At 56.7% G+C, this 24,539-nt stretch carries 24 protein-coding genes and 1 tRNA gene; 13 read left to right on the top strand and 12 right to left on the bottom strand.

Annotated elements, in window-relative coordinates:
• Positions 1 to 2: 2 nt before the first annotated feature.
• Both MUU53_RS15425 and MUU53_RS15420 read right to left on the bottom strand, forming a co-directional pair.
• On the bottom strand, positions 3 to 455 hold the full coding sequence (locus tag MUU53_RS15425; RefSeq protein WP_247261692.1) for a response regulator: 453 nt from the start codon (positions 453 to 455) through the stop codon (positions 3 to 5).
• Positions 452 to 1,588, bottom strand: coding sequence for a PAS domain-containing protein (locus MUU53_RS15420; protein ID WP_247261691.1), 1,137 nt, complete (start codon positions 1,586 to 1,588; stop codon positions 452 to 454). The genes MUU53_RS15425 and MUU53_RS15420 overlap by 4 nt, the downstream gene beginning before the upstream one ends.
• Positions 1,589 to 1,743: 155 nt before the next feature.
• On the opposite strand from MUU53_RS15420, the gene MUU53_RS15415 reads away from it, so the two are divergent.
• Positions 1,744 to 1,820: transfer RNA gene (locus MUU53_RS15415), tRNA-Pro, on the top strand.
• 81 nt (positions 1,821 to 1,901) lie between these two features.
• Here MUU53_RS15415 and MUU53_RS15410 read toward each other — a convergent pair.
• Complete coding sequence (locus MUU53_RS15410; RefSeq protein WP_247261690.1) at positions 1,902 to 2,864, bottom strand: helix-turn-helix domain-containing protein; 963 nt, start codon at positions 2,862 to 2,864, stop codon at positions 1,902 to 1,904.
• Positions 2,865 to 3,103: 239 nt separating this feature from the next.
• Between MUU53_RS15410 and MUU53_RS15405 the strand changes: the two genes are divergently transcribed.
• The 11 genes from MUU53_RS15405 (at position 3,104) to ccoS (ending at position 14,275) form a co-directional block, all read left to right on the top strand.
• On the top strand, positions 3,104 to 3,781 hold the full coding sequence (locus MUU53_RS15405; RefSeq protein WP_247261689.1) for a YqcI/YcgG family protein: 678 nt from the start codon (positions 3,104 to 3,106) through the stop codon (positions 3,779 to 3,781).
• Positions 3,782 to 3,808: 27 nt separating this feature from the next.
• The gene (locus MUU53_RS15400; protein ID WP_247261688.1) at positions 3,809 to 4,504 is read left to right on the top strand and encodes a class I SAM-dependent methyltransferase; all 696 of its coding nucleotides are present in this window, start codon (positions 3,809 to 3,811) and stop codon (positions 4,502 to 4,504) included.
• A 110-nt stretch (positions 4,505 to 4,614) separates the two neighbouring features.
• Positions 4,615 to 5,886: an APC family permease gene (locus MUU53_RS15395; RefSeq protein WP_247261687.1), complete on the top strand. Its 1,272-nt coding sequence runs from the start codon at positions 4,615 to 4,617 to the stop codon at positions 5,884 to 5,886.
• Positions 5,887 to 6,140: 254 nt separating this feature from the next.
• On the top strand, positions 6,141 to 7,766 hold the full coding sequence (gene ccoN, locus MUU53_RS15390; RefSeq protein ID WP_247261686.1) for a cytochrome-c oxidase, cbb3-type subunit I: 1,626 nt from the start codon (positions 6,141 to 6,143) through the stop codon (positions 7,764 to 7,766).
• Between the two features lie 12 nt (positions 7,767 to 7,778).
• Positions 7,779 to 8,510, top strand: a complete 732-nt coding sequence (gene ccoO, locus MUU53_RS15385; RefSeq protein ID WP_247261685.1) for a cytochrome-c oxidase, cbb3-type subunit II — start codon at positions 7,779 to 7,781, stop codon at positions 8,508 to 8,510.
• A gap of 12 nt (positions 8,511 to 8,522) precedes the next feature.
• On the top strand, positions 8,523 to 8,675 hold the full coding sequence (locus tag MUU53_RS15380; RefSeq protein ID WP_247261684.1) for a cbb3-type cytochrome c oxidase subunit 3: 153 nt from the start codon (positions 8,523 to 8,525) through the stop codon (positions 8,673 to 8,675).
• Positions 8,676 to 8,677: 2 nt separating this feature from the next.
• Positions 8,678 to 9,541, top strand: coding sequence for a cytochrome-c oxidase, cbb3-type subunit III (gene ccoP, locus MUU53_RS15375; RefSeq protein WP_247261683.1), 864 nt, complete (start codon positions 8,678 to 8,680; stop codon positions 9,539 to 9,541).
• 210 nt (positions 9,542 to 9,751) lie between these two features.
• Positions 9,752 to 11,332, top strand: a complete 1,581-nt coding sequence (gene ccoG, locus MUU53_RS15370; RefSeq protein ID WP_247261682.1) for a cytochrome c oxidase accessory protein CcoG — start codon at positions 9,752 to 9,754, stop codon at positions 11,330 to 11,332.
• A complete protein-coding gene (locus MUU53_RS15365; RefSeq protein WP_247261681.1) occupies positions 11,329 to 11,823 on the top strand; it encodes a FixH family protein in 495 nt (164 codons plus the stop codon). Before ccoG ends, MUU53_RS15365 begins: the two co-directional genes overlap by 4 nt.
• A complete protein-coding gene (locus MUU53_RS15360; RefSeq protein ID WP_247261680.1) occupies positions 11,820 to 14,126 on the top strand; it encodes a cation-translocating P-type ATPase in 2,307 nt (768 codons plus the stop codon). The genes MUU53_RS15365 and MUU53_RS15360 overlap by 4 nt, the downstream gene beginning before the upstream one ends.
• Positions 14,123 to 14,275, top strand: a complete 153-nt coding sequence (gene ccoS / locus MUU53_RS15355) for a cbb3-type cytochrome oxidase assembly protein CcoS (protein WP_247261679.1) — start codon at positions 14,123 to 14,125, stop codon at positions 14,273 to 14,275. The genes MUU53_RS15360 and ccoS overlap by 4 nt, the downstream gene beginning before the upstream one ends.
• Positions 14,276 to 14,287: 12 nt before the next feature.
• Here ccoS and MUU53_RS15350 read toward each other — a convergent pair whose 3' ends face one another.
• The 9 genes from MUU53_RS15350 to MUU53_RS15310 form a co-directional block, all read right to left on the bottom strand.
• On the bottom strand, positions 14,288 to 14,983 hold the full coding sequence (locus MUU53_RS15350; RefSeq protein WP_247261678.1) for a ParA family protein: 696 nt from the start codon (positions 14,981 to 14,983) through the stop codon (positions 14,288 to 14,290).
• Positions 14,984 to 15,140: 157 nt separating this feature from the next.
• Positions 15,141 to 16,223: a protein-glutamate methylesterase/protein-glutamine glutaminase gene (locus MUU53_RS15345; protein WP_247261677.1), complete on the bottom strand. Its 1,083-nt coding sequence runs from the start codon at positions 16,221 to 16,223 to the stop codon at positions 15,141 to 15,143.
• A gap of 3 nt (positions 16,224 to 16,226) precedes the next feature.
• A complete protein-coding gene (locus MUU53_RS15340; protein WP_247261676.1) occupies positions 16,227 to 17,087 on the bottom strand; it encodes a CheR family methyltransferase in 861 nt (286 codons plus the stop codon).
• Between the two features lie 12 nt (positions 17,088 to 17,099).
• On the bottom strand, positions 17,100 to 17,588 hold the full coding sequence (locus MUU53_RS15335) for a chemotaxis protein CheW (RefSeq protein ID WP_247261675.1): 489 nt from the start codon (positions 17,586 to 17,588) through the stop codon (positions 17,100 to 17,102).
• A 1-nt stretch (position 17,589) separates the two neighbouring features.
• Positions 17,590 to 19,272, bottom strand: a complete 1,683-nt coding sequence (locus MUU53_RS15330; protein WP_247261674.1) for a methyl-accepting chemotaxis protein — start codon at positions 19,270 to 19,272, stop codon at positions 17,590 to 17,592.
• Between the two features lie 26 nt (positions 19,273 to 19,298).
• Positions 19,299 to 19,808 (bottom strand): chemotaxis protein CheW, encoded by a 510-nt coding sequence (locus tag MUU53_RS15325; protein ID WP_247261673.1) that lies wholly within the window; start codon positions 19,806 to 19,808, stop codon positions 19,299 to 19,301.
• Entirely contained in the window at positions 19,805 to 21,826 is a 2,022-nt protein-coding gene (locus MUU53_RS15320; RefSeq protein WP_247261672.1) for a chemotaxis protein CheA, read from the bottom strand. The genes MUU53_RS15325 and MUU53_RS15320 overlap by 4 nt, the downstream gene beginning before the upstream one ends.
• Positions 21,823 to 22,191, bottom strand: coding sequence for a response regulator (locus MUU53_RS15315; RefSeq protein ID WP_247261671.1), 369 nt, complete (start codon positions 22,189 to 22,191; stop codon positions 21,823 to 21,825). Before MUU53_RS15315 ends, MUU53_RS15320 begins: the two co-directional genes overlap by 4 nt.
• Positions 22,191 to 22,514, bottom strand: coding sequence for a hypothetical protein (locus MUU53_RS15310; protein WP_247261670.1), 324 nt, complete (start codon positions 22,512 to 22,514; stop codon positions 22,191 to 22,193). Before MUU53_RS15310 ends, MUU53_RS15315 begins: the two co-directional genes overlap by 1 nt.
• Before the next feature lie 293 nt (positions 22,515 to 22,807).
• Between MUU53_RS15310 and MUU53_RS15305 the strand changes: the two genes are divergently transcribed.
• Complete coding sequence (locus tag MUU53_RS15305) at positions 22,808 to 24,538, top strand: chemotaxis protein (protein WP_247261669.1); 1,731 nt, start codon at positions 22,808 to 22,810, stop codon at positions 24,536 to 24,538.
• Position 24,539: the final 1 nt, after the last annotated feature.

Here is a 24,539-nt window from a genome sequence, read left to right as displayed (position 1 = left end):
AACTATGCCTGCGATTGGCGCTGCTGTCTGCTTTCCGTCATCTGTCGCTGGCGCAGCCAGGGCGATGGCACAAGGCTCGGCGGGATGGTGCCGCGATTTTCCCCACGCACGAAGGTTTCGATGAAGGAGAGCGCATTCTCGAGCCCGTTCATCGTATAGGGTTTCTCGATCGCTCCCATCGCTCCGGCAAAATCTTCCGGGATGCGCTTTAGGTTGCCACTTACGAAGACATAGGCAACATCTTTGCTTTCGAGATAGCGGCCCACATCGATGCCAGTCGGGCCATCCAGCAGGTGGATGTCGACGAAGGCGAATTCGGGATGCTCCCGGTCGATGATGGCCTTTGCCTCCTGGCTGGACATCGCGACGCCCACAATCGTGTGTCCAGCGTTTTCTAGTTCGCTTTCCAGTTCCAGCGCCAGCAGGGCCTCGTCTTCCACGATCAGAATATTCACGCTTTCCTGCTCTCTTCGACATTTCCGACCGGCAGACGAATATCGACGATTGTGTCGTGATGGTATTGGTGTCGTTCTATCGTTGCGTTTACCTGCCGCACACAGGTTTCCAGAATCGTATGGCTGAATGCTTCAGCTTCGCTATCGACTGCCACATTGACCGGTAGCATCGTGTCCTTAACTCTGATCTGGAAGTGCCCGTTCAGGCGGCGGATGCAGATGTTAATGGCACCGCCTCCATCTTTCAGACCTCGCCGCACGGCGTCCCCGACAAGCTCGTTGATGATCAATGCAAGGGGCGAAGCCTTTATGGCAGGCACGAGGACTGGCGATAGATCGAAATGGACCTGAATGTCGTCACGTCGAAGCGCGCCGATCATATCGGTAATGAGGTCTCGAGCAAAATCGGATACATCGAAGCTTTCTACATCTGAGGTCGTGAAGAGTTTCCTCTGGACCGTGCTGAGGGCTTCGACACGATCGAGAACCGATCTTAGTGTTTTCTGAACGGTCATATCCGCACTGGTTCTTGCCTGTAGTTTAAGGATCGAGGCAATGGTCAGCAGGTTGTTCTTGACGCGATGATCGACTTCGTGAACCAGCAATGTTTTTGCATCCAGGGCATCACGCAATTCCTTTGTACGGCGCGCTACCTCCTGTTCCGCGAAACTTCGAGCTGCAGCGAGTTCCTCCTGCTTGTGTTTCACATGCGTGAAATCTAGCTGGGACGCGAAAAAATAGATGACTTCGCCTTCGCTGTTACGAACTGGGCTCATGAAAAGCGCATTCCAGAAGGTCGAGCCATCTTTTCGATAATTCAGTATATCAACCTCAAGGCTTCGCTCGGCGGCAATGGCTTCGCGAAGCTGTGTAATTGCTGTTTGGTCGCTTTCAGGACCCTGCAGAAGCCGACAGTTGCGACCGACCAGCTCGTCTTGGGAGTATCCGGTTAGCTGTGAAAAAGCCTTGTTCGAAAAAATGATCGGGTTATCGGGTTGACGCGGATCGGTAATCAGCATCGGCATGCGCGTTGCCTTGAACGCGGCAGCAAACGGATCTTCCGATACATGTTCCGCCAGAAGACGATCACCGGCATCTCTTGCGTTCTGCTTTGAATCTTCTTCGCTGTTCATTCAATCCCAGCCGCGTGAAAGGGTGCGAAATCAGAGAATGAAATAAGGCAGGATTGGTTCCTGAAAAGTACTTCGCCCCAGTGCGAGCGACTGAAAAAAATCGTGCCAAGGCTTGTTAAAGCCGCAGGCCTCGGTTATAGGAGCGCCACTGGTCACGGAGTGTAGCGCAGTCTGGTAGCGCACCACGTTCGGGACGTGGGGGTCGAGTGTTCGAATCACTCCACTCCGACCAGCTGTTAAGCCCCGAATTTTGGGCGGTTTTAATACTTATCTTCCTCCATTCGTCTTATCTTCCAATTTGGCTCCGAAGGGATCAGGCATCCGTGCCGGAGCGAAAGCGTCGACGATAGGCCGCCGGGGATGTATGAAACTGTCGCTGGAAGTGATGGCGGAAGGAATCGATCGTCCCGAATCCGACAATAAACGCGATGTGGTCCAGCGGCATGATAGTTTCTTCAAGCAGTTCGCGGGCACGCGCCAGCCTCTGTTGTATAAGCCATTCCGCGGGTGCGGTGCCAGTTGTCGCCTCGAAGCGACGAATGAATGTGCGGCGGCTCATTAGAGCCCGTGCTGCCATGTCATCGACCGAAATCTTCCTCTGTAGATTTCGCCCCATCCACGCGCACAGGTCGGCAAGGCCGTCCACTTGCGTCTGGGCCGACGCAGGGATGTATTGACTCTGATCGCCATCGCGATGCGCCGGAATGACCATCCGCTGTGCCACGGCCCGGGCGACTTTGCCGCCCTGATCTTTGCGGATAATATGAAGGCATAGGTCAAGACCGGCAGCTCGCCCGGCGGAGCTCAGGACATCCCCGTCATCGACATAGAGCACCCTTGAGTCCACCTGGATTCGCGGAAACCTTTCGGCAAGAAGTCTTGCCTGCGACCAATGAACTGCTGCACGGCGCCCGTCCATGATACCTGCTTCCGCCAGAAGAAAGACGCCGGAGCAGATAGATGCGATCCTTGCTCCTCTTGCGCTGGCACCTTGGATGACATGAATGGCGGCACGGGGAAGTGGACCGTCAATGTCGAGCCAGCCAGGCACGATGACTGTATGAGCGTCGAGAAGCGCCGAAGGACCTGCTTCGACCTCAAGCCTCACCGGTCCAGCCATGATCCTACCCCCCTCCCGTGCGGCGCAGACAAGGACCTCATAACAAGGCTGCAAGGCGTTGCTGAGGGTGAATATTTCGAGCGCCGCGCCCAGCTCAAAGAGGTTAACGCCGTCATAGGCAAGGATTGAAACACGCGGGAGAGATTTAGCGTCCATCGCTCATTATCCTTGTGGGGCAATTTGGCACGATATTCAGCAATACTGTCACATCCGACCGTTGTGAACATCTTACCACAAATGTGAAGTTCGCACCCTGACGGGCAAGCATGAGCGATAGCTGGTGGTAGCATCAGTTGTGACCGACATTAAAGGGTAATTATATGATTTTATTATCTTCTCACATTCAGTCATTGGGCGCGCCCAGTGCTGCCGATCTAGACTGGTCGGGTCATTTGATGCAGCAGATTTCCTCGCGCTTCGAGCCCAAGGATGGACCAGAGTTCCCTTGTGTCTTCGCGCAAAACGCGCATCAGAGAGGCAATATCCTTTGCCTTCCGATCCCATTTCGTGGCGATTCAGGAACTTACCGGTTTGAAGTGCTTTACGATGGACTGAAGGCCTATCTCAAGGCAGAGTCCCAGTGGGATGGCTCAGTCAATACCGCTCGTCCGCTGTTGGTCCTCTTTCAGCCGATGGAACACCTTTCGACCACGGAAGACTACGAGCGGATCTTCGTTGAAGCCCTTCAATATCTTATCGACAACGATGGCGTTCCCTGGGTGAACGGAACCCCGACAAAGCCTGAGCAGGAGTACTGGTCCATGTGCTTTGACGGCCAGCAGCTCTTTATCAATGTCAGCCACCCCAACAACATAAACCGACTGAGCCGCAACCTCTGCGACGCCATGGTGCTGGTCATCAACCCACGAGAACGCTTTGACGTGGTCGCCGGTGCCCACAAGCGCGGCTACGCGGTACGCGAAAAGATCAGGAAAAACATCGATCTGTATGATCGGATCTCGCATAGCCCGCTTCTCGGTCACTATCAGGCCGGCGATCTCGAATGGCCGCAATACATGCTTCCAGACAACAATGATGCGCCTCCCATGAGGTGCCCGTTGAAATTTCGTTGATTGATGGGGGTGAAAGGGGGGCAGTCAATGGCAGGTTTGGCATTTCGTATTCCAGAGCCGGAATACATGACGGAAGAGGAAGAATTTTGCTACGCGCTGGCGGACTACAGTGTTCCGCACGAGGCGCTGGCGAGAGAGATCGTCTTTACGGTCGACAGACCGTCGGTTCGGGCGCTCGATATCGGCTGTGGTCCGGGAGATGTACTGCTTCGGTTGCGTAATCATGCGCCGAACTGGACGCTCTTCGGTGCCGATATCTCGGCGCGGATGTTGACGATTGCCCGCGACGCGGCGCAAACGAGGCTTGCACCGCATCATCAGGGCATCAACTGGATTTTGACCAACGGCCGCAGTCTTGGTTTTGAAGACGGCTTCTTCGACGTCATTCTGAGCAATAGCGTGCTGCATCATGTTGCCGATGCAGATCAGTTCTGGCGTGAGATCGGTCGTCTTGCGGTCGACGGCTGTCATATCTTCGTCCGCGACCTGCGGCGGCCCGCGAACGAGGAAGAGGCGCGCCGACTTGTAGAATTGCACGTGGGACAGGAATCGAGGGTGGTTCAGGATCACTACCTCAGCTCTCTGAAAAGTTCCTACACTTGCCAGGAAGTTCGGACGCAACTGGATGCCGCAGGTCTGGAAGGCCTGCAGGTCGAGGCCCTTGAGGACCGTTATCTGACGGTAAGCGGTCGGCTGCGCCGTACCGTTACGCCGGAGATCTGAAACAACAGCATGTTGAAAACAGGTGAGCGGGTCCGAGCGGTTCGATTGTGCTTCTACGCCAGTCGTTGCCCGGTCCCGAAGAACTGGAAAAGACCGGGTGGAGAATTGCCATGTCACTCAAAAAGTCAATGTCGGTCCCACAGGGCGTCGTCCTCGCCATATGCACCATCATCGGCTCCGGATTGCTTGGCCTTCCCGGCCTGGCAATAGAGGCAGGCGGAGGTGCGGCAGCCGCATTGGCTTGGCCGCTGACCATGCTGATCTCTCTTCCGCTCGTCGTTATTTTCCTGAGCCTCTCATTGCGCGTCCAGAGTTCCGGCGGCGTTGCCCGCTATGCAGCGATTGCCCTGGGCGACTGGGCGGAAACGGCCGTTTCCCTTGTCTTTGCGATAACGTTCATGCTGTGTATTCCGATCGGGACATACATGGGCTGCATCTATCTGCAAAAGATTTTCGAGCTGCCAGAAAGCTCGGTCATATGGTTGGCGATCGGCGTTCTCTCCGTCTCGACCGTGGTGAACTTCTTTGGTTTGCGACCCGCATCCTGGATCAACATCGCATCGGCGCTTTCGCTCGTATTGCTCGTCCTGCTCATTGTCATCAGCCAGCCTGATTTGCTCGCAAAAGGAACGACAGCCTACCGGCACTACGCACTGTCACTCCCGGATGTCCCAATCTCCTCGCTCTGGACTGCCGCCGCTGTGCTTTTCTGGGCATTTCTGGGATGGGAGAACTTGAGTTTCGGGACGGAAGAGGTGTCCGGCGGCACGAAAGCGATCAAGACGATCTTTGCGGTAGGGTTTGTTCTGGTAACGGCAATCTATGCGGCTCTTGCTATCGTTGCTACAGGGGCCGAAGCATCGGGGTTGAACATCCACGGCGTTGCCGGGCTCCTGGGGTTGCTGGATGGAAGCCCGCTTGCAATTGTCGCTTATCCACTCATCGTTCTTGTGGTGCTGGCCAATGTGAACGCCTGGGTATTTGCCGCCAGTCGTCTGATCTATTCCGCGGGGCGCGCCCAAATCTTGCCGTCATTTCTGGGCCATCTTGCCGGAAATGGCATGCCGAGACGGTCGCTCGCGTTCATGCTGGTGGCCTATATGGGTATCTGTACGGCGCTTCACCTCGGTCTGTTCACCATCACGGATGGATTGATGCTGGCAAACCAGAACTTCATCGTCATCTATCTGGCTGTCATCCTCTGCTATGTTCGGCTCAATCGCAGCCTGTGCGCAAGGTTGATCGCTCTGCTTGCCGTCGCTTCGAGCCTTTTCCTGGTGGCTGGCTTCGGCTGGACATTGCTGGTCCCGCTCGCGCTGATCCTGGCGGGCCACCAGTTGGAACAGCGTCGGCGGCTGCGACCTGCCGTGCTCCCAAGCTGATCCAACAGACGTCTTTCCTCCCGGACCGACAGCCTGCTGCTCCATGAGCCGGAGCGGCAGGCTGTTGAGTGAGGAGCAAGACGTGATCGTGCGGGTCTCGTTAAGATTATTTGAGCTTGGACGTGTACTTCAAAATTCTCTGTTGATTCAGATCAAGGCTCTCTTCTCCCGATAATGTGATTTCTCCCAAGCGAAGGGGTTCGTCGGTCCAACCGCCGCGGATCCTGCAATTGACGTCTCTGGGGGATGTTCCGATGAACAATACCATACCAGTCGTGGCGCTGACCCTGGGGGCCTTCGTGGCCCTCTTGGGTGCTGGCTTTGCCAACGACAGCCTCTTTGCCGCACATATGTGGGTGCTCTTCTTTACCCTGACGGCATTCACAATCATTCTGCTCCGGCGTGTTAACTTTGCGCCGGCAGGCAAGGTTACCAAGCCTGTTGATCGCTCCGGCTACTTCGATGAAGTGGTGAAGTACGGGGCAATCGCCACGACCTTCTGGGGTGTAGTCGGCTTTCTGGTCGGCGTGGTCGTCGCACTACAGCTCGCATTCCCTGATCTGAATTTTGGACCATGGTTCAACTTCGGGCGCATGCGTCCCCTGCATACATCCGCCGTAATCTTTGCCTTTGGTGGCAATGCGCTGCTGTGCACCTCTTTCTACGTGGTCCAGCGGACATCGCGTGCACGCCTGTTCGGAGGTGACGGTCTCGGTTGGTTCGTCTTCTGGGGGTATCAACTCTTCATCGTCATGGCCGCCACCGGCTATCTGCTCGGCATCACACAGGGCCGCGAATATGCAGAACCTGAATGGTATGTCGATCTTTGGCTGACAGTTGTCTGGGTTGCCTATCTGATCGCTTTCCTCGGCACGATCCTGATGCGCAAGGAGCCGCATATCTATGTGGCAAACTGGTTCTACCTTGCCTTCATCGTCACGATCGCGCTCCTGCATGTCGTCAACAATCTGGCGATCCCCGTCTCGTTTCTGGGTGTAAAGAGCTACTCCGTTTTCTCAGGTGTTCAGGATGCGCTGACCCAGTGGTGGTACGGCCATAATGCGGTCGGCTTCTTCCTGACTGCAGGCTTCCTGGGCATGATGTACTACTTCGTGCCGAAGCAGGCCGGTCGTCCGGTCTATTCCTACCGCCTGTCGATCATCCACTTCTGGGCTCTGATCTTCATGTACATCTGGGCCGGCCCGCACCATCTGCACTACACCGCACTGCCGGATTGGGCGCAAACGCTCGGAATGGTCTTCTCGATCATGCTGTGGATGCCATCCTGGGGTGGCATGATCAACGGCCTTATGACGCTGTCGGGCGCCTGGGACAAGATCCGCACGGACCCGATCATCCGTATGATGGTTATCGCGATTGCCTTCTATGGCATGTCGACCTTCGAAGGTCCGATGATGTCGATCAAGGCTGTCAACTCGCTCAGTCACTATACGGAATGGACCATCGGTCACGTTCACTCGGGCGCCCTTGGCTGGGTCGGGATGATTTCCTTCGGCGCCGTCTACTTCCTCGTGCCGAAGCTGTGGAACCGTAACCGCCTCTACAGTCTGGCCATGGTCAACTGGCACTTCTGGCTGGCCACCCTCGGCATCGTTGTCTACGCCGCCGTGATGTGGGTTGCCGGTGTGCAGCAGGGCCTGATGTGGCGCGAATACGATAATCAGGGCTTCCTGGTCTATTCCTTCGCGGAAACCGTGGCCGCCATGTTCCCCTACTATGTGCTGCGTGCCGTTGGTGGCCTCATGTATCTGGCTGGTTCGCTGATCATGGCCTTCAATATCACCATGACCATCCTGGGTTACGAGCGGCGTGAAAACGTACCGGGTGCTATCCCGGCCGCCCTCCAGCCTGCCGAATAAGGAGTGGATCCCATGTCCATTTTGGAGAAACACCAGTTTATCGAGCGCAATGCGACCCTGCTTCTGGTCGGCTCGCTTCTCGTCGTCTCGATTGGCGGTATCGTGGAAATTGCACCGCTTTTCTACCTGCAAAATACGATCGAGAAGGTGGAGGGCATGCGCCCCTACTCGCCGCTCGAGCTGGCGGGTCGCAATATCTATATCCGCGAAGGTTGCTACGTCTGTCACAGCCAGATGATCCGTCCCTTCCGCGACGAGGTCGAGCGCTACGGCCACTATTCGCTCGCCGCGGAAAGCATGTACGACCACCCCTTCCAGTGGGGTTCCAAGCGTACGGGTCCGGATCTTGCCCGCGTTGGCGATCGTTATTCGAACGAATGGCATGTCCAGCATCTCAGCCGCCCGCGTGACGTGGTGCCGGAATCGATCATGCCTGGCTATGCCTATCTGAAGGAAACGCAGCTCAAGGTGACTGATGTCACCATGGATCTGAAGGCAAACGCCTTGGTCGGCGTCCCGTATTCGGAAGAAATGTTGCAGAGCGCCAAGGCGGATCTGGCGGCCCAGGCAGATCCGAACGCCGATACGGCAGGTCTCCTCGCTCGCTATCCAAAGGCCAAGGTCGGTGATTTCGACGGCAATCCGGCAAAGCTGACCGAAATGGATGCGCTGGTTGCCTATCTCCAGATGCTCGGCACGCTGGTCGATTTCACGACCTATGACGACGCCACTGGTTATCGTTGAGGGGGCTGATCCATGGAAGTCTACACCGCAATGCGCCACTTCGCCGATAGCTGGGGTCTCCTGGCTATGGCTCTGTTCTTCGTCGGCTCGGTCCTTTTCGTCTTGCGCCCTGGCGCAAAGCGCTCGGCTCAAGAAGCTGCAAGCATCCCTCTGAAGGAGGATTGATCATGGCAGACAAACATATCGATGACATCAGTGGGGTCGAAACCACCGGCCATGAGTGGGACGGCATCCGCGAATTGAACAATCCATTGCCACGCTGGTGGCTCTGGACCTTCTACGCCACGATCGTCTGGGCACTGGCCTATACGGTCGTCTATCCGGCCTGGCCTATGCTTACGAGCGCCACCAAGGGTCTCTGGGGATATTCGAGCCGCGCGGAACTCAGTGCAGAACTGTCTGCAGCCAAGACGGCGAAGGGCGACATGCTCCAGAAGATCGCCGCGACGCCGGTGAAGGACATTCTCGCCGATCCGCAATTGACGAAGTTTGCGACCGCCGCCGGTGCCGCAGCCTTCAAGGTCAACTGCGTCCAGTGCCATGGCTCGGGTGCTGCTGGTGGCGCTGGTTATCCGAACCTGAACGATGACGATTGGCTGTGGGGTGGAAACATCGAGCAGATCCATCAGACGATCTCGCACGGTATCCGCTTCCAGGATGATCCTGAAACCCGTACATCGGAAATGCCGGCCTTTGGCGATATTCTGAAGCCGGATGAGATCAAGCAGGTTGCCGCCTATGTTGTGAGCCTGACCGACAAGCCGCACAATGCCGCACTTGTCGAACCCGGCAAGCAGCTGTTTGCAGACAATTGCGCTTCTTGCCACGGCCAAGATGCCAAGGGTAACCGCGAATTCGGTGCACCAAATCTTGCCGACGCCATCTGGCTGAAGGTCAAGGGCGAGGAACAGATCGTCGCCCAGATTCGCCAGCCCAAACACGGCGTCATGCCGGGTTGGAATGCGCGTCTTGGGGATGCGACAGTCAAGCAGCTGGCAGTCTACATCCATTCGCTTGGTGGTGGCGAGTAACGATCTCGCGGGCGGAATCGGAGTTCAACACCTGTTCTGAATTAAAAGCCGTCTCTTCGACAAGAGGCGGCTTTTTTCCGTTTTGCCGAACGGGCTTTGGTGTCCAGAGCGGTGCGACATCCCGGCGCGGCGGACCCATTCTTGACCTATATCAAGGTATGCTGTCGTATGCGGTGCGAAAAGGCTGGGAGATCATACTGGATCCTTGCCATGAACCTTTACACAGCCCCATCCACCAAAGACCGGAAGAAGACAGAGGACGAGAAGCGCCCCGCTGCGCCGCCGCCTCACGAGCCGCTCTACGAAGCCCAGAAAAAGATTTTTCCCAAGGAAATCAAAGGTCGCTTCCGGCGCTTCAAATGGCTGGTCATGCTGATCACGTTGGGGATCTATTATCTGACGCCCTGGATCCGGTGGGACCGGGGGCCGTTCGCGCCTGATCAGGCGGTTCTGGTGGATCTGGCCAACCGTCGCTTCTATTTCTTCATGATCGAGATCTGGCCGCAGGAGTTCTTCTTCGTTGCCGGTCTGCTCGTCATGGCAGGCTTTGGCCTTTTTCTCGTGACGTCTGCGGTCGGTCGCGCCTGGTGCGGCTATGCCTGTCCGCAAACGGTGTGGGTCGATCTCTTTCTGTCTGTCGAACGCTTTATCGAAGGCGACCGGAATGCGCGCATGAAGCTGGATGCGGCGCCCTGGAGCGCGCAAAAGCTGGCCAAGCGCACCGTCAAGCATGCGGCATGGCTTTTCATTGCCGTTGCAACAGGCGGCGCCTGGATCTTCTATTTCGCCGATGCGCCTTCGCTGGCCTTTGATTTCGTCACCGGCCATGCAGCTTTCGTCGCCTATTCCACGGTCGCCATCCTCACTGCAACGACCTATGTGCTGGGCGGGCTGATGCGCGAACAGGTCTGCATCTACATGTGTCCCTGGCCCCGCATCCAGGGGGCCATGCTGGATGATAATTCGCTGGTCGTGACCTATAACGACTGGCGGGGCGAGCCGCGCGGCAAGAGTTCGAAAAAGGCGGTCGCGGAAGAGCGAGCCGTTGGCGATTGCGTCGATTGCAACGCCTGCGTCGCTGTCTGTCCCATGGGGATCGACATCCGCGATGGCCAGCAATTCGAATGCATTACCTGTTCGCTGTGCATCGATGCCTGCGACAATGTGATGGACAAGCTTGGACGTGAACGCGGCCTCATCGCCTATGCCACCTTGAACGAATACCAGTCCAACATGGCGCTGGCGACCGATGGCGGGCGCTCGAGCATCAATCCGAACCGTGTTCGCAAGGTTGACGGCAGCTTCGTCGATCAGATCCGGCACTTCGACTGGAAGATCCTGCTTCGTCTTCGCACGCTTCTCTATATGGGAGTGTGGAGCGCGGTGGGACTAGCGCTGCTGGTCGCCCTTCTCAGCCGCGATCGGCTGGAGATCAACGTGCTCCATGATCGAAACCCGCAATTTGTTTTGGAGTCGGACGGTTCGATCCGCAACGGCTACACGGTGCGCCTCTTGAACATGATCCCTGAGCGCCGCACGGTATTTCTGTCGCTGCAGGGATTGCCGGGCGCGGAAATGAAGATCCCCGAAATCTCGACCGATTATGCGGACCGCGTCTTCGCCATTCCGCTGGATCCGGACCAGGCAACGCCGCTCAAGGTTTTCGTGACTTTGCCGAAAGCCGCCGTGGGTGACCCGAGAGAAGGCTTCAACTTCATCCTGGAAGACCGCGCCAGCGGCGAGACGGATGTTTACCACGCAAACTTCAACACCCCGGGAGCCAGCAAATGACAACACGCGATGCAAGCAGCTTCACCTTCACGGGCTGGCATATGCTGGGAGTGATCGGCCTCTTTTTCGGTACGATCATATCGGTGAACTTCTACATGGCCTATCAGGCCGTCCATTCATGGAGCGGGCTCGTCGTCGAAAACACCTATGTCGCGAGCCAGCAGTTCAACGCGAAGGTCAATGAAGCAAAACAGCTGAATGCATCAGGCATAACGGATGTACTGACCGTCACACCCTCGAAGATCGAAATCCTGATCACCGATGCCAAAGGCCAGCCGGTCTTTGCAGATGAGGTCTTTGCGATCTTCAAGAGGCCCGTGGGCGACCATCAGGATTTCAGAGAGACACTTCAGCCATTGGGTAGAGGCGTATACGCTGTGGAACGAACCGTGCAGGCGGGCCACTGGATCGTTGATATCAGTGCCCTGAAAGATGGAAGCCGCATCCTCCACCATTCGCAGCGGATTGCCGTCATGGGAGAGTCCAAATGAGCTGCTGCGCGCCCGGTACCGAGGCCGCGCTTGAACTGGCCGGCGCCTCACACACATTTCCCTCTTCCGAAGAACTGATGCTGGCAAGCCGGGATGTGGGCGATGGATGCCGTCAACTGGATCTCAGCGTCCCGGGCGTCCACTGCGGTGCCTGCATCACAGCGGTAGAACAGGCCTTGCGCGAGGTTCCGGGCGTTCGCAGGGCGCGTGTCAATCTTTCAACACGGCGCGTTTCAATTGTCTGGACTGCGACCGCCGAAGGAACCGGGCAAGAAACCGATCCGCGATCCTTCCCGGCGGCCATCTGGAAGCGAACCGGTTACGAATCTCACCTCTTCTCCGCGGAACTGGAGGAAGACGATGAGATCAAGTCCCAGCTTCTCCGCGGTGTGGCAGTCACGGGCTTCGCCGCCGCCAATATCATGTTGCTGTCCGTCTCTGTCTGGTCAGGGGCGGAGGCTGCGACGCGTGACCTGTTTCATTGGATCTCGGCCTTCATCGCAGCGCCCGCGCTGATCTATGGGGGACGCTTCTTCTATCAGTCGGCCTGGGCTGCGCTCAGGCACGGACGCACGAACATGGACGTGCCGATCGCGCTGGCAATATCCTTGTCCTATGCTATCTCCCTGTGGGAAACGATCAATCATGGCGAACATGCATGGTTCGACGCGACCGCCTCGCTCCTGTTTTTTCTGCTGATCGGCCGCACTCTCGATCATATCATGCGTGATCGTGCCCGCTCCGCCATCGTTGGTCTTGCACGTCTGTCTCCGCGGGGCGCCATGGTCATTCAGCAGGATGGCTCGCGTGAATATCGTCCGCTTGATGAAGTGAAGCCGGGCGACCGTATCGCAATCTCTGCCGGTGATCGATTGCCAGTCGACGGGATCATCAAACAGGGTAGAAGCGATGTCGACCGCTCCATCGTTAACGGCGAGTCTGATCCATGTCCGGTTGGCCCCGGTGCTAGCGTCCAGGCAGGGACGATGAACTTGACCGGCGCTCTCGTGATCGAGGCAACGGCGTCAGCGCGCCAATCGTTCCTGTCTGAAATCATCGGGCTCATGGAAGCAGCTGAGGGTGGCAAGGCACATTACCGGCGCATTGCCGATCGCGCTGCCCAGATCTATGCCCCTTGCGTCCATGTTCTGGCGCTCGCAACCTTTCTGGGATGGGGCATTTTCGGTGGTGACTGGAAACAGGCGCTGCTGATCGCCATTGCCGTTCTGATCATCACCTGCCCGTGCGCCTTGGGGCTTGCCGTTCCCGTCGTGCAGGTAGTCGCGGCCGGACGCCTTTTCAAACACGGCATCATGGTGAAGGACGGCTCGGCAATGGAGCGCCTCGCCGAGGTCGAGACTATTGTGTTCGACAAGACAGGAACACTGACCCTGGGCAAGCCTCGCCTCGTTTCCAGCCGAGGAAAACCCGCACACGTGGCAATGGCAGCATCTCTGGCCGTTCACTCGCGACATCCGCTCTCGCAGGCAATCCACGCAAGCCATGTTGGTCCTGTTCTGGCTTTTGACGGTGTCGAGGAACTGGCGGGGCAGGGGATCCAAGCAAAAACGCCAGACGGGACCTACCGCCTGGGCCGTCGCACATTTGCCTCGCCTGCCTCTCACGAGATTGACACAGGAGGATTCTCAGAGGTTGTCCTGTCCCTGGATGGACAGGAACTCGCGACATTCCTGTTTGAGGATATGCTTCGTGCCAATGCCCGCGAGGCAATCGAGGCTCTGAAGCAGCACGATCACCGAATGATGCTTTTGTCCGGTGACCGAGAAAGCGCTGTCGCTCGGGTGGCCGATCATCTGGACATTGACGCCTGGCGGGCTGAGCTTACGCCGCGTGACAAGTGCGAAGCGCTTGCTGAACGCACACAAACCGGCACAAAAACGCTGATGGTCGGTGACGGCATCAACGATGCGCCAGCTCTCAGGGCAGCCTATGTGTCAATGGCGCCTGCCACGGCAGCTGACGTTGGAAGGCAAGCCGCCGACTTCGTTTTCATGCACGAGGGGCTGGATGCGGTGCCGACGGCGATCAGCGTCTCGAAGCAAGCCGGTCGCCTCATTCGAGAAAACTTCGCCTTGGCAATTGGCTATAACGTCATCGCCGTTCCGATCGCCATTGCCGGTTATGCAACACCGCTCATTGCCTCGATAGCAATGTCCACATCATCGCTGATTGTTGTGGCCAATGCTCTGCGTCTCAATGGAATCGTCAGATCATGGGCGAATTCGGCTCCTCGGCAGGCGGTGACGACGACGAGCCAAAGCAGAGAGGTGCACGCAGCATGAACATGCTGATTTATCTTATCCCGGTCGCTCTGGCTTTGGGTGGATTGGGTCTTGCAGCCTTCCTCTGGTCGCTGAAGAGCGGCCAGTATGATGATCTGGATGGCGCGGCCTGGCGGGTGCTGGAAGACGACGACCGGCCAAAATCCTGATTTTTAGACAGCTCAGGCGGCGGTGCGTGACTTTGCCGCCTGTTGGGTGCGGGCGACGCGGCGCATGACATCCTCGGCATAGAGGCGGGCGTTTTCACGTGCCTTGTCCAGATTGCTGACCCGACCAAGATCCATGGTGTGAAGTGTGCCGCCGCAATCGAAGACGTCGCGGAAAGCCGACCGCTCGATGATCGGAACGTTGAGAACATCCACGTTCTTCTGGGCCAACAGCCCTTTAACGGCCAGAAGTGCGCGTGTTGTCACCATCGAATTGACACGGGTGAGGATCACGGAATGGGGAACCTTCAGTCCGAGCTTGTCATCCAGGTATTGCAGCAACTCAAGGACATGTGCGCCGCCCTGCGCATCCATCGCACACCCTTGAATTGGTATCAGCACATGATCAGAAAGTCCGATTGCCTTGGCAAGAAGCGGGCTGCGTGCTCCTGGAAGATCGATCAGAACATAGTCCGATTTCTTCCGGGCTTCCTGCAGATGGCGGTCGATCGAGGATTGCGTGACATAGGGAATGACATTGAGGCGTGCGACGGGCTGCGATAGATCGTACCAGCGTGACATCCAGTACTGCGGATCGGCATCCAGGACCGTCACACGGTGGCCCATCTGGGCCAATTCTGTTGCGAGCAAAAGTACGGCGGTTGTCTTGCCGGCGCCGCCTTTGGTGTTGGCAAAGGTAATAACGGGCATCGTCGATCCTGATCAATGAGGTCGTGAGGCGGCATCGCTCTGTTAGTGCACGCTCATCGTGTGATTGCATTGTCGGACTTGATGGTTAACCAAGGGTTTATAATCTACTGAAATCAATGTATTTTCAGTTATTTGATCGGGCTTCAGCCGACCGATATCACCGCCTGCGATCTGCCGCCATAATCTCCTGCGCAATCTGCTCAAGCGATACGATTCGATCGACTCCTCCGCGCGCAATCGCTTCTTTTGGCATGCCGAAAACGATGGAAGAAGCTTCATCCTGGGCTACGGTAAAGGCACCAGCCTGATGCATTTCTTCCATACCGCGGGCACCGTCGTCTCCCATACCGGTCATGATGACACCCATTGCATTGGCCCCTGCGGCCCGCGCGGCGGAGCGAAATAGAACATCAACGGACGGACGATGGCGGCTGACGAGTGGACCGCTGCGAATCGAAACATGGTACCGCGCGCCGCGGCGCTCCAGCAGCATATGCTTGTCTCCAGGTGCAATCAGCACATGGCCCCGCAGGACAGGATCGCCGTCCTCTGCCTCCTTCACCTCTACTTCGCACAAACCATTGAGGCGCTTTGCAAAGGCTGCCGTGAATTTTTCCGGCATATGCTGGACAATCACGATGCCGGGCGCGTTTGCCGGTAGGGTCTCGAGCATCTCGCGCAGGGCCTCCGTGCCGCCGGTGGAAGCTCCAACGCAGACGACCATCTCGGTCGTTTTCGCCATCGCACCACCGGTTGGTGGGGGAAGGATTGCGTCGGCGGTCAGTTTTTCCTGCACCGTGGCATTCTCCGCTCGAAATCGCTTCAGCTTGCTGATCCTGGCGCGCGCAGCACCTTTTACGGCTGTTCGAACGCGTTCGGCACTTTCCGCCAACTGATCTGCAGCCCCGATCTTCGGCTTCAGGATGATATCGACAGCACCCGCCTCCAGGGCCTGCATCAGGGTCTCCGATCCCTGCTCGGTCAGAGAAGAACACATAACGACAGGGATCGGATGTTGGGACATCAGCTTTCGTAGGAAGGTGATGCCATCCATCTGCGGCATCTCGACATCGAGCGTTATGACATCAGGGATCTCGTCGCGGATCTTTCGGGCGGCCATGAAAGGATCGGTCGCTGCCCCGATTACCTCTATCTCGTCATCCTCGGACAGGATCTTTGTCAGCGTCTGCCGGATGCTGGCGGAGTCGTCAACGATGAGAACTCGGATCTTTTTCTTCATCAATCAGATTCGTTTGAAGATGGTGTTTGCGACCTGCTTGATCGGCAAATCGAGCCCGGTGGCAGATTCGGAGTGGCCGATGAAAAGATAGCCTCCTGGAATTAAGCAATCGCAAAGGTTGGAGAGGACGTGCTTCTGCGTCGGCTTGTCGAAATAGATCAGAACGTTCCGGCAAAAGATGACGTGTTGCATGTCGCGAACCGGATAGGCCTCAGCCATCAGGTTCAGCCGACCGAACCCGACCTTTCGACGCAACGATACATCGATCCGGACCTCTCCCCTGTCCCGGTCGATATGATCCAGGACATATTTCCGCCGGAGTTGATACGGAATCGGCTCTATCATCCCGACCGGATAGATTGCCCTGCGCGCAGTCTCCAGCACTTCTGTCGAAAGATCCGTCGCGGTAATCTGGAAATCCATGCTTGACTCGCGAAATGCAAGCGTTTCGGAAAGAACCATCGCCAGTGTGTAGGGTTCCGCGCCGGTGGAGCAGGCCGCACTCCACACTCGCAATTTTCCAGTTACATCGGGCAACAGATCCGGCAGGGCGGTTTCGACGAGATATTCGAAGTGCTTCGGCTCGCGGAAAAAATCGGTCTTGTTGGTTGTTACTGCATCAATTAGAAAGATCACTTCCTTTTCCAGTCCATTGTGCTCGAAAAGGTAGTCGCAATATGCGTCAAAACTCGCGATGTTGCATACGCGCAGGCGCTTTCGAAGTCGGCCCTCCAACATGGTTGCCTTTGTGACCGGCATCTTGATGCCGCTATACTCGTAGATGAACTTTGCCAGACGATCAAAATTGCGCCTGCTAATGCGGTCATCCGGAGAATGGGAAGCCTGTCTGGCTGCTACGCTCACTCACAATCTCCATCACGCTACATGCTGCATGCGTGTAGCATTTGCCAGCGCGCTGCCGCTATCGGAAAACAGGCGCGCAAGATCGATGATCACCACGAAGCCGCCATTGCGTCGAACGACCCCGGAAATGTAATCGGATCGCCACTGGATGCCAATGTCGGGAGCGTCCTCAATCTGCTCTTGCAGGAATGGAACGACTTCATAGACCCGGTCTGCAACCAGGCCAAGGGCCAGAACGCGAGTCTCGACGGGAACATCCAGAACAAGGATACGTGTATGTGACGTCTTGATCGTTGGTGTCATCCCGAGCCGAACACGAAGGTCAATAACCGGTACGCCCTGTCCGCGAACGTCCCTGAGGCCCAGAAGATAGTCCGGGCCATGGGGAATCTTGAACGCATCCTCATGATCGAGGATTTCTCGAACCACCTCCACAGGCACGGCGAAGATTTCCTCGCCGAGACTAAAGGTGACGAATTGCGCTTCTGTTCTATGCGCCATGTCAAGCGATCCTTTGAAAATCTTGATCTTCCTCGTCGGGACCGCCCATGTCGAGGGCGAAGCCTTTGACGCGGGACTGCTGGCCGCTGACGGAGTTATCCAGGCGGCGGGCTGGTGTGGCCTTGTGTGCAGACGCAGGGCGCTGTGCTTTCGGCGCTGGACGTGCAGCAGACGATGCCCGTTGTGAACCGGAGGCTTCCACCCGGAAGAAGGCGATGGATGCCTGAAGCTCCTCGGCCTGTGCCGCAAGTTCTTCCGAGGTTGCCGACATCTCTTCCGATGCCCCGGCGTTCTGCTGGGTCACCTTGTCGAGCTGCTGGATTGCTTCGTTGATCTGGCTTGCACCGATATCCTGTTCACGGCAGGCGGCAGAGATTTCGGAAACCAGTTCCGCAGTCTTCTGAATGTCTGGCACCAGCCGGTTCAGCATCTCCCCTGCTTCTGTCGCAACCTGCACAGTGTCGCCGGAGAGGGCGGAAATTTCGGCCGCCGCAGCCTGCGAGCGTTCTGCGAGCTTACGCACTTCGGAGGCGACGACGGCAAAACCCTTGCCATGTTCCCCGGCTCGAGCAGCCTCGACAGCAGCGTTGAGGGCAAGGAGGTCCGTCTGTCGGGCGATTTCCTGGACGATGGAGATCTTCTCCGCAATCGTACGCATCGCACCGACCGCCTTGTTCACGGCCTGGCCGGACGCTTCTGCATCGCGCGAGGACTGACGGGCGATCTTCTCGGTCTGGGCGGCATTGTCGGCATTCTGCTTGATGTTGGCGGCCATCTCTTCCATCGAAGCGGATGCCTGCTCGGCAGCGGATGCCTGCTCGGTCGCGCCCTGGCTCAGCTGCTCGGAACTGGCGGAAAGTTCCTGACTTCCCGTGGAAACGTTGTCGGAAGCGGAAAGTGCATCACCAACGACACTGCGAAGGCGTTCTATCATCGTGTTCACGAAACCAAGGAGATCGCCGATCTCGTCGCGCGTCGTCACATTGGCAAGCTTTGTCAGATCGCCTTCTGATACGCTCTGAACCGCATTGACGGCATTACGAAGACCACGATTGATGGACAGCGCGATCCAGGCCGCGGCAATAAGGGCAATCAGAATTGCAGAACCTGCGACGGCGAGCATGATCAGACGGGTCTGGTCATAGTCTGTGTTAGCCTGCACCTTCGCGTCCTTGAGACGGCTGGTTTCGAGTTCGACGACCTCGGTGAGGAGTTTGTCGATTTCGTTGACCGTTGCGCGGTTTTCAGTAAGAGAGATCTTCAGGGCTGTCTGAGTGTCACCCGCCAGAACCAGCGCGCGGATCTGGTCGTCCTGCTTGCGATATTCGGATTCGAGAACGCTCAATTTATTCCAGAGAACTTTTCCCTGTTCTGTCGCGAGAAGCAAAACGGCCTGGAAGTTCTGGTCGAATTCCTTGCGGTAGCTGTCACGAATCGTCGTGGCTGTTTCGATAGCCTTGGCATCCGTCACGAGCAGCATGTTCTTTTGCTGACGAAGTTGTTGCAGCTGAGCATTATTCATATTTTGCGCGAGGTTGAGGCGGGCCGCTGGACCTTCAACCACGGTTTGGAGCGTTGTATTCAGTTCACCGAGACTAGTAACTCCGAGAACGGCAACCGAAACGAGCATGGTGATGACAAAGCCGAACGCAATGCCCAGTTTGAGTTTGATTGTGGCGCGCATTGTACTGTTTCCCTATCGCCTCAGGCCTAGGTCGGTGTTCCGCCGGGGCGTCCACGCTGTGCCGAGAATATGGTGTGAAGGTTCGGTATGATGATGAATTCCCCGTCTCGTCTGACGAGGCAGTCGATGAAATCAGGACGCCAGCGCATGCCGACGCTCGGAGGCGGTTCACCCGCGGATTTCATCAGGGTGGTGACTTCATTCACCTTGTCCGTACGGAGACCGACAAGCGTCGGCTCCCCTTCTATATCCAGCTGGATCACGATGATCCGGCTGTCGATAGTGGTGCGTGTGGCCTCCATGCCGAAGGCCAGACGAATGTCTGCAAGCGGAATGACCTTTCCGCGAAAATTGATCACGCTTCCCACGAACGCTTTCGCGCCGGGAACGCTGGTCTCTGGAACGAGATCGAGGATTTCCTGCACCTGGATCGCTTCAAGCGCAAACATTTCGCCAGCAATGTCAAATGTGAGAACTTCCAGTTCCTCGGCATTTCCCCAAAGATCGTCCGGTAATTTTCGTATGGCTTCGCTCATCCTGCCGCGCGCAACTGCGCCTCCTGATGCTGGCCCGCCGCGACCAGATGGCCGACGTCGAGGATAAGGGCGACCCCGCCATCCCCAAGGATGGTTGCACCGGAGAAGGTCGCGACATCATGGTGCAGCTTTGACATGCCTTTGATGACGGTCTGGTGGTCGCCAATGATCTGATCGACGACCAGCCCCACTCTTTCCGCGCCTGTCGAGATCACCACGACCTTTTGGAAAGGATCTGGAGTCGTATTCGTGTTGAAGAGATCCCGCAGACGAATGAAGGGAACCAGGCTGTCGCGCAATGATATGAAGCTGCGTCCGCGAGAACGCATATCCTCTTCCGGCGAAAGTTCCAGGCATTCCTCCACGGCGGAGAGGGGGATGACATAGCGCCCGACACCGATCCTAACCAAAAGGCCATCGATGATCGCAAGCGTCAGCGGGATGGCGAGAGAGATCTCCGATCCGCTGCCGTTATGGCTTGTGACGTCGATGGATCCGCGAAGAGCATCTATGGTACGTTTGACGACATCCATTCCGACGCCGCGACCGGAAAGATTGGTGACCTGCTGTGCCGTTGAGAAGCCTGGTTGGAAGATGAGCTGTAGAAGATCCTGATCGGCGAGAACCGTATTGGCAGCGATGATGCCGGACGCTTCGGCCTTGGCGCGAACACGCTCACGATTGATTCCGCGACCGTCATCTTTGATCGTGATGATGACTTCTCCTGCGGCCTGTCGCGCCGACAGATAGATGCGTCCCACGGGATCCTTGCCAACCGCGCGTCTTTCCTCCGGGGTCTCAAGACCATGGTCGCACGAATTGCGAACCAGATGAACGAGAGGGTCGGCAAGGCGTTCGACGACGCTCTTGTCTACCTCCGTCGTTTCCCCCTCGGTGATCAATTCTATCGTCTTGCCGGTTTCGATCGCAAGGTCGTGGACGAGACGACGGAAGCGCCCGAACAATTGCGCGACCGGAACCATTCGAAGCACCATCATCGTGTCACGTAACTCGCCGGACAGACGTTCGACATCCTCGGAAACGGCACGTAACTGAAGGTCTCCGCTGGACCCCGCCAACTGGCTGAGGCGAGACTGCGCAATGACGAGTTCGCCGACCCGATCCATCAATTCGTCAAGACGCTCGGCAGGTACGCGCACATTCTCGTTGGATTTAGTCTGCTTTGCCTCAATCGGCTGCGATACCGCCTTTGCAGGCGCTGCGTGATCCTGGCGAAGAGGTGCGCTCGCCACTTCTGCCGTCTTGGCCTGTGAGGATTGAGCCTCGGGGATCGGCTCCGCAGTCTTGACGGCTACTTTCTCATCTCCCATGACCTCCAGGCGAAGTTCCATTTCATCCATGACGAAAATGAAGACATCGTCGATAGCCGAGCGCGGCTGCGTGGTTTTTAGATCCACGGTCCAGGAGAGATAGAGATCGCGTGGGTTAAGATCGTCGAGCGCCGGTAATTCGTGTTTATCGACTTCGACGATACATTCTCCGAGATCGCGAAGCTCATCAAGCAGCGGCAGCGGGTTCGTGCCATTCACCATCGCATTGCGAGGCAGACTGAAGTGAAGCCTGTAATGGGTCAGGTCAGGCTTGGTCTCGGACTTGGCGGCGGCCTTTGCGTCAGGATTGCCAGCATGTTCTACGGCCAGCCTCAAAGCGGATAGAAGATTTTCGCTCGACGCATCGTGATCCCCTGCCGGAACCTCTATAAGGGCGCGCATATGATCGGTTGCGTTCAGGACCGCACTTACCAGATCATGAGTCGCAGGTACCATACCTTTGCGGACCTGATCGAAGGCACTTTCGCAATGATGGGTAAAGGCGGCGAGCGCCTCGAAACCGAACATTGCGCCTGACCCCTTGAGGGTGTGCAGCCCGCGGAAAACCGCGTCAACTTGATCCTTGTTGGCCAGATCATGATTCAGATCCAGCAAGCCAGTTTCGATTTGCTCAAGTAATTCAGCAGCTTCCGTACGGAAAACTGCTATTGGGTCGGGAAAACTCATCTGCCGAGGACCTTCTTGACAATCTTGACCAGGCTTTCCGGGTCAAACGGCTTGGTCAGCCAGCCCGTCGCACCGGCGGCCTTCGCTTGGCCCTTCAGTTCGTTGTCGGATTCAGTCGTGAGAAATATGACCGGGACCCCCATATAGGCCGGAAGCTTGCGAAGCTCGCGGATCATGGTCAGGCCATCCATTTGCGGCATGTTCAGGTCTGTCACGATCAGATCGAATTGACCGCTTCGCATTTTGCTCAATCCGTCCATACCATCCACAGCTTCCGTTATGGCATAGCCGGCATTGGTGAGCGCGACGCGTGTGGTGAGACGGATACTGGCAGAATCGTCAACAGTCAGAATCTTGGCTGTCATTACTTAACTCCATCATGCAGCCAGAAGTTGGAATCTTCCGGAGATATGTTTTGCAGGAAACCGCCTCGCTCGAGTACGTCACGCAGATGACCTGCCGCCGGTTTCAGCAGCGTGAGCTTCTTACCTGAGGTCGAGGCAAAGATGCGCGCCGACTCTATAAGTTGGATGAGGGTGAGATCTACAGGCTGGTCATCACTTATATCGATAGCAACCGCTGATTTTTCGTTTAGTGCTAATAGAAGTTCATCGCAATGATTAGATATGGTACGAAGCGTAAGGCTTTCGTCCCAGGAAAGGACCGCCACAGTCTCATTGCTGCTCATTACGAATTACCTATCGCTAAACGGTTATTCAACTTGTGGTAATGTGGTGCTGGATGCTTAACAAGTTACTAATGGTTGAGCATCACTTCTTGCCTAGTAATTTCCTGTGCCTCTAGAAACGTGCAGTTCAGCGTTAGGAAAATTAACCAAGCTGCAGAAATCGTGATTCGTATTGGCAAGTCTTTAACGCCCGGTAGCTCTACTAACTCACGCACAGGTCGAGTTGAATGATTCGAAGCTCGACGTAGAGTGCTGGAACAGGGCAATTCTGTCCGAAATCGGAGATTGACGGCGTGGCAATGGCGGCAACCAGAATAGAGATGAGCTTTCCGCAGGAGGCATCATCTTATGCGGCTCGGCTGGAGGAAGCGCGTAAACGCATCGAGCAACGCTTTCTGGACGGTGGCGCGGTACTACTGTCAATTCTCGATGTACTGAACAAGATGATCTCGTCCCTGGATGTCCTGACTGGCTCGCTGGACGAAGGAACAGCCAACGCCACAATGGGCGAACTGAAAGCGACGGTTTCCAGGCTCTCCAGCCTCACGGAAGGCGAGACGAAGCGGCAAATCGGATTTCAAGAAATTGCTGAGGCAGAACGGTCTTTGCGTCCACACATCAGTCGGATGCAGGAGACGCTGCGTTATCTTCGAACCTTTGCGGTGACAGCCAAGATCACAGGAGCCGGTATTCCAGACTTTGCAGGATTTGCGGAAGAGATACTGGAACGTATCCAGGAAGGTAGCGAGCAGGTCAACGGCTTGTCGCAAAAGCTCGGCGAACTCGGATCGGGACTTGGTCCGATGATGAGCAAGGGTTCTGCGACGCTGGACCGGTACAGCCAGACCATTCCGGCGATCGTATCCGGCCTCGGGCGAGGCATCGATCAAATCAGCGCGCACCGCCACGAACTCAACCAGCGTGCGGAGCAGGTAAAGGCTATTGCAAGGGGTATCCAGAACAAGCTGGCTTCCACCCTCTCCGCCATGCAAGTGGGTGATATCACCCGTCAGCGTGTCGAACACTGCCAGTCCTCCTTCTCGATACTGGAGGATTATCTTCAATCCGCGGAAGCGGCGTCACTGAACAGCAATGATCATGAAGCACTGAGGGCAATCATCCGCCAACTCGTCGCCGCACAATTGCATCAGACGCGTCAGGACTTTGAGCGCGATACGGCCAGGATCGTCGAGACAATGTCAAGCTTCCGCGAGGAACTCGGCCAGATCACGGCAATTCAGCGCGAAATGGTCGGAGATGGTGACGAGCGCTCAAATGGATCGTTGCGCGATCTGGAAACCGGCATTGGGCAGGCGCGGTCAGCCGTTACCGAAATCGAGGCGGTGGCTGACGATGCTTCCCGGATGACAAGGCGCACGCTGGCCACAGTGGAAGTTCTCCTGAAGGATATCGGGATTGTTCGTGTCGTGCGCGGCGATATTCACTACATGGCCCTCAATACGAACTTGCGTTGCGGCAAGATCGGTGAGGAAGGTAAGGCCATTAACGTTGTCACCGCAGAATTGCGCATATTTGCGGGTCATCTGGATGAAGCGGCTGAGCAGATCCTCGAGCAATTGAAGGTGCTTGAAGGAGCAGCAAAAAGGCTTTTGACGGATACACCGGAAGATGCTGGAGAGGATTGCCTTGATGAGCGTTTGCGGCGCGCGCTCGAGAGTATCCACGCCGTCGGCCAGGCCATGGAGGACGATCTCGCCAAACTAGCGAAGGAAGGCACTTCCGGGGTTGCTGAAATGAATGCCGCCCTGCAGCGGCTGGATTTCCGCGCGGATTTAGGCGAAATCCTCCATCGGTGTGAAGAGGAGCTACACACCGGCTCCCCTCAGTCCGTTGATGTCTCAGGCCTACAGGCTGCCCTTGATGTTATCGGTTCTAGAATCAACCGGATCTACACAATGGCTTCGGAGCGTGAACTCCATGCCGCCATCCTTGGTACTGCAGCACCGGAGCAAGCGCCTCTCACTGTCCTTTCGGACGACGATCTGGATGCGGCTCTATTTTGAA

Source organism: Affinirhizobium lemnae (assembly GCF_022968395.1).
In the GTDB taxonomy this organism is placed as follows: Bacteria; Pseudomonadota; Alphaproteobacteria; order Rhizobiales; family Rhizobiaceae; genus Neorhizobium; species Neorhizobium lemnae.
The sequence above is the reverse complement of the archived record's forward strand: the minus strand, read 5'-3'. Positions and strand labels throughout refer to the sequence as shown.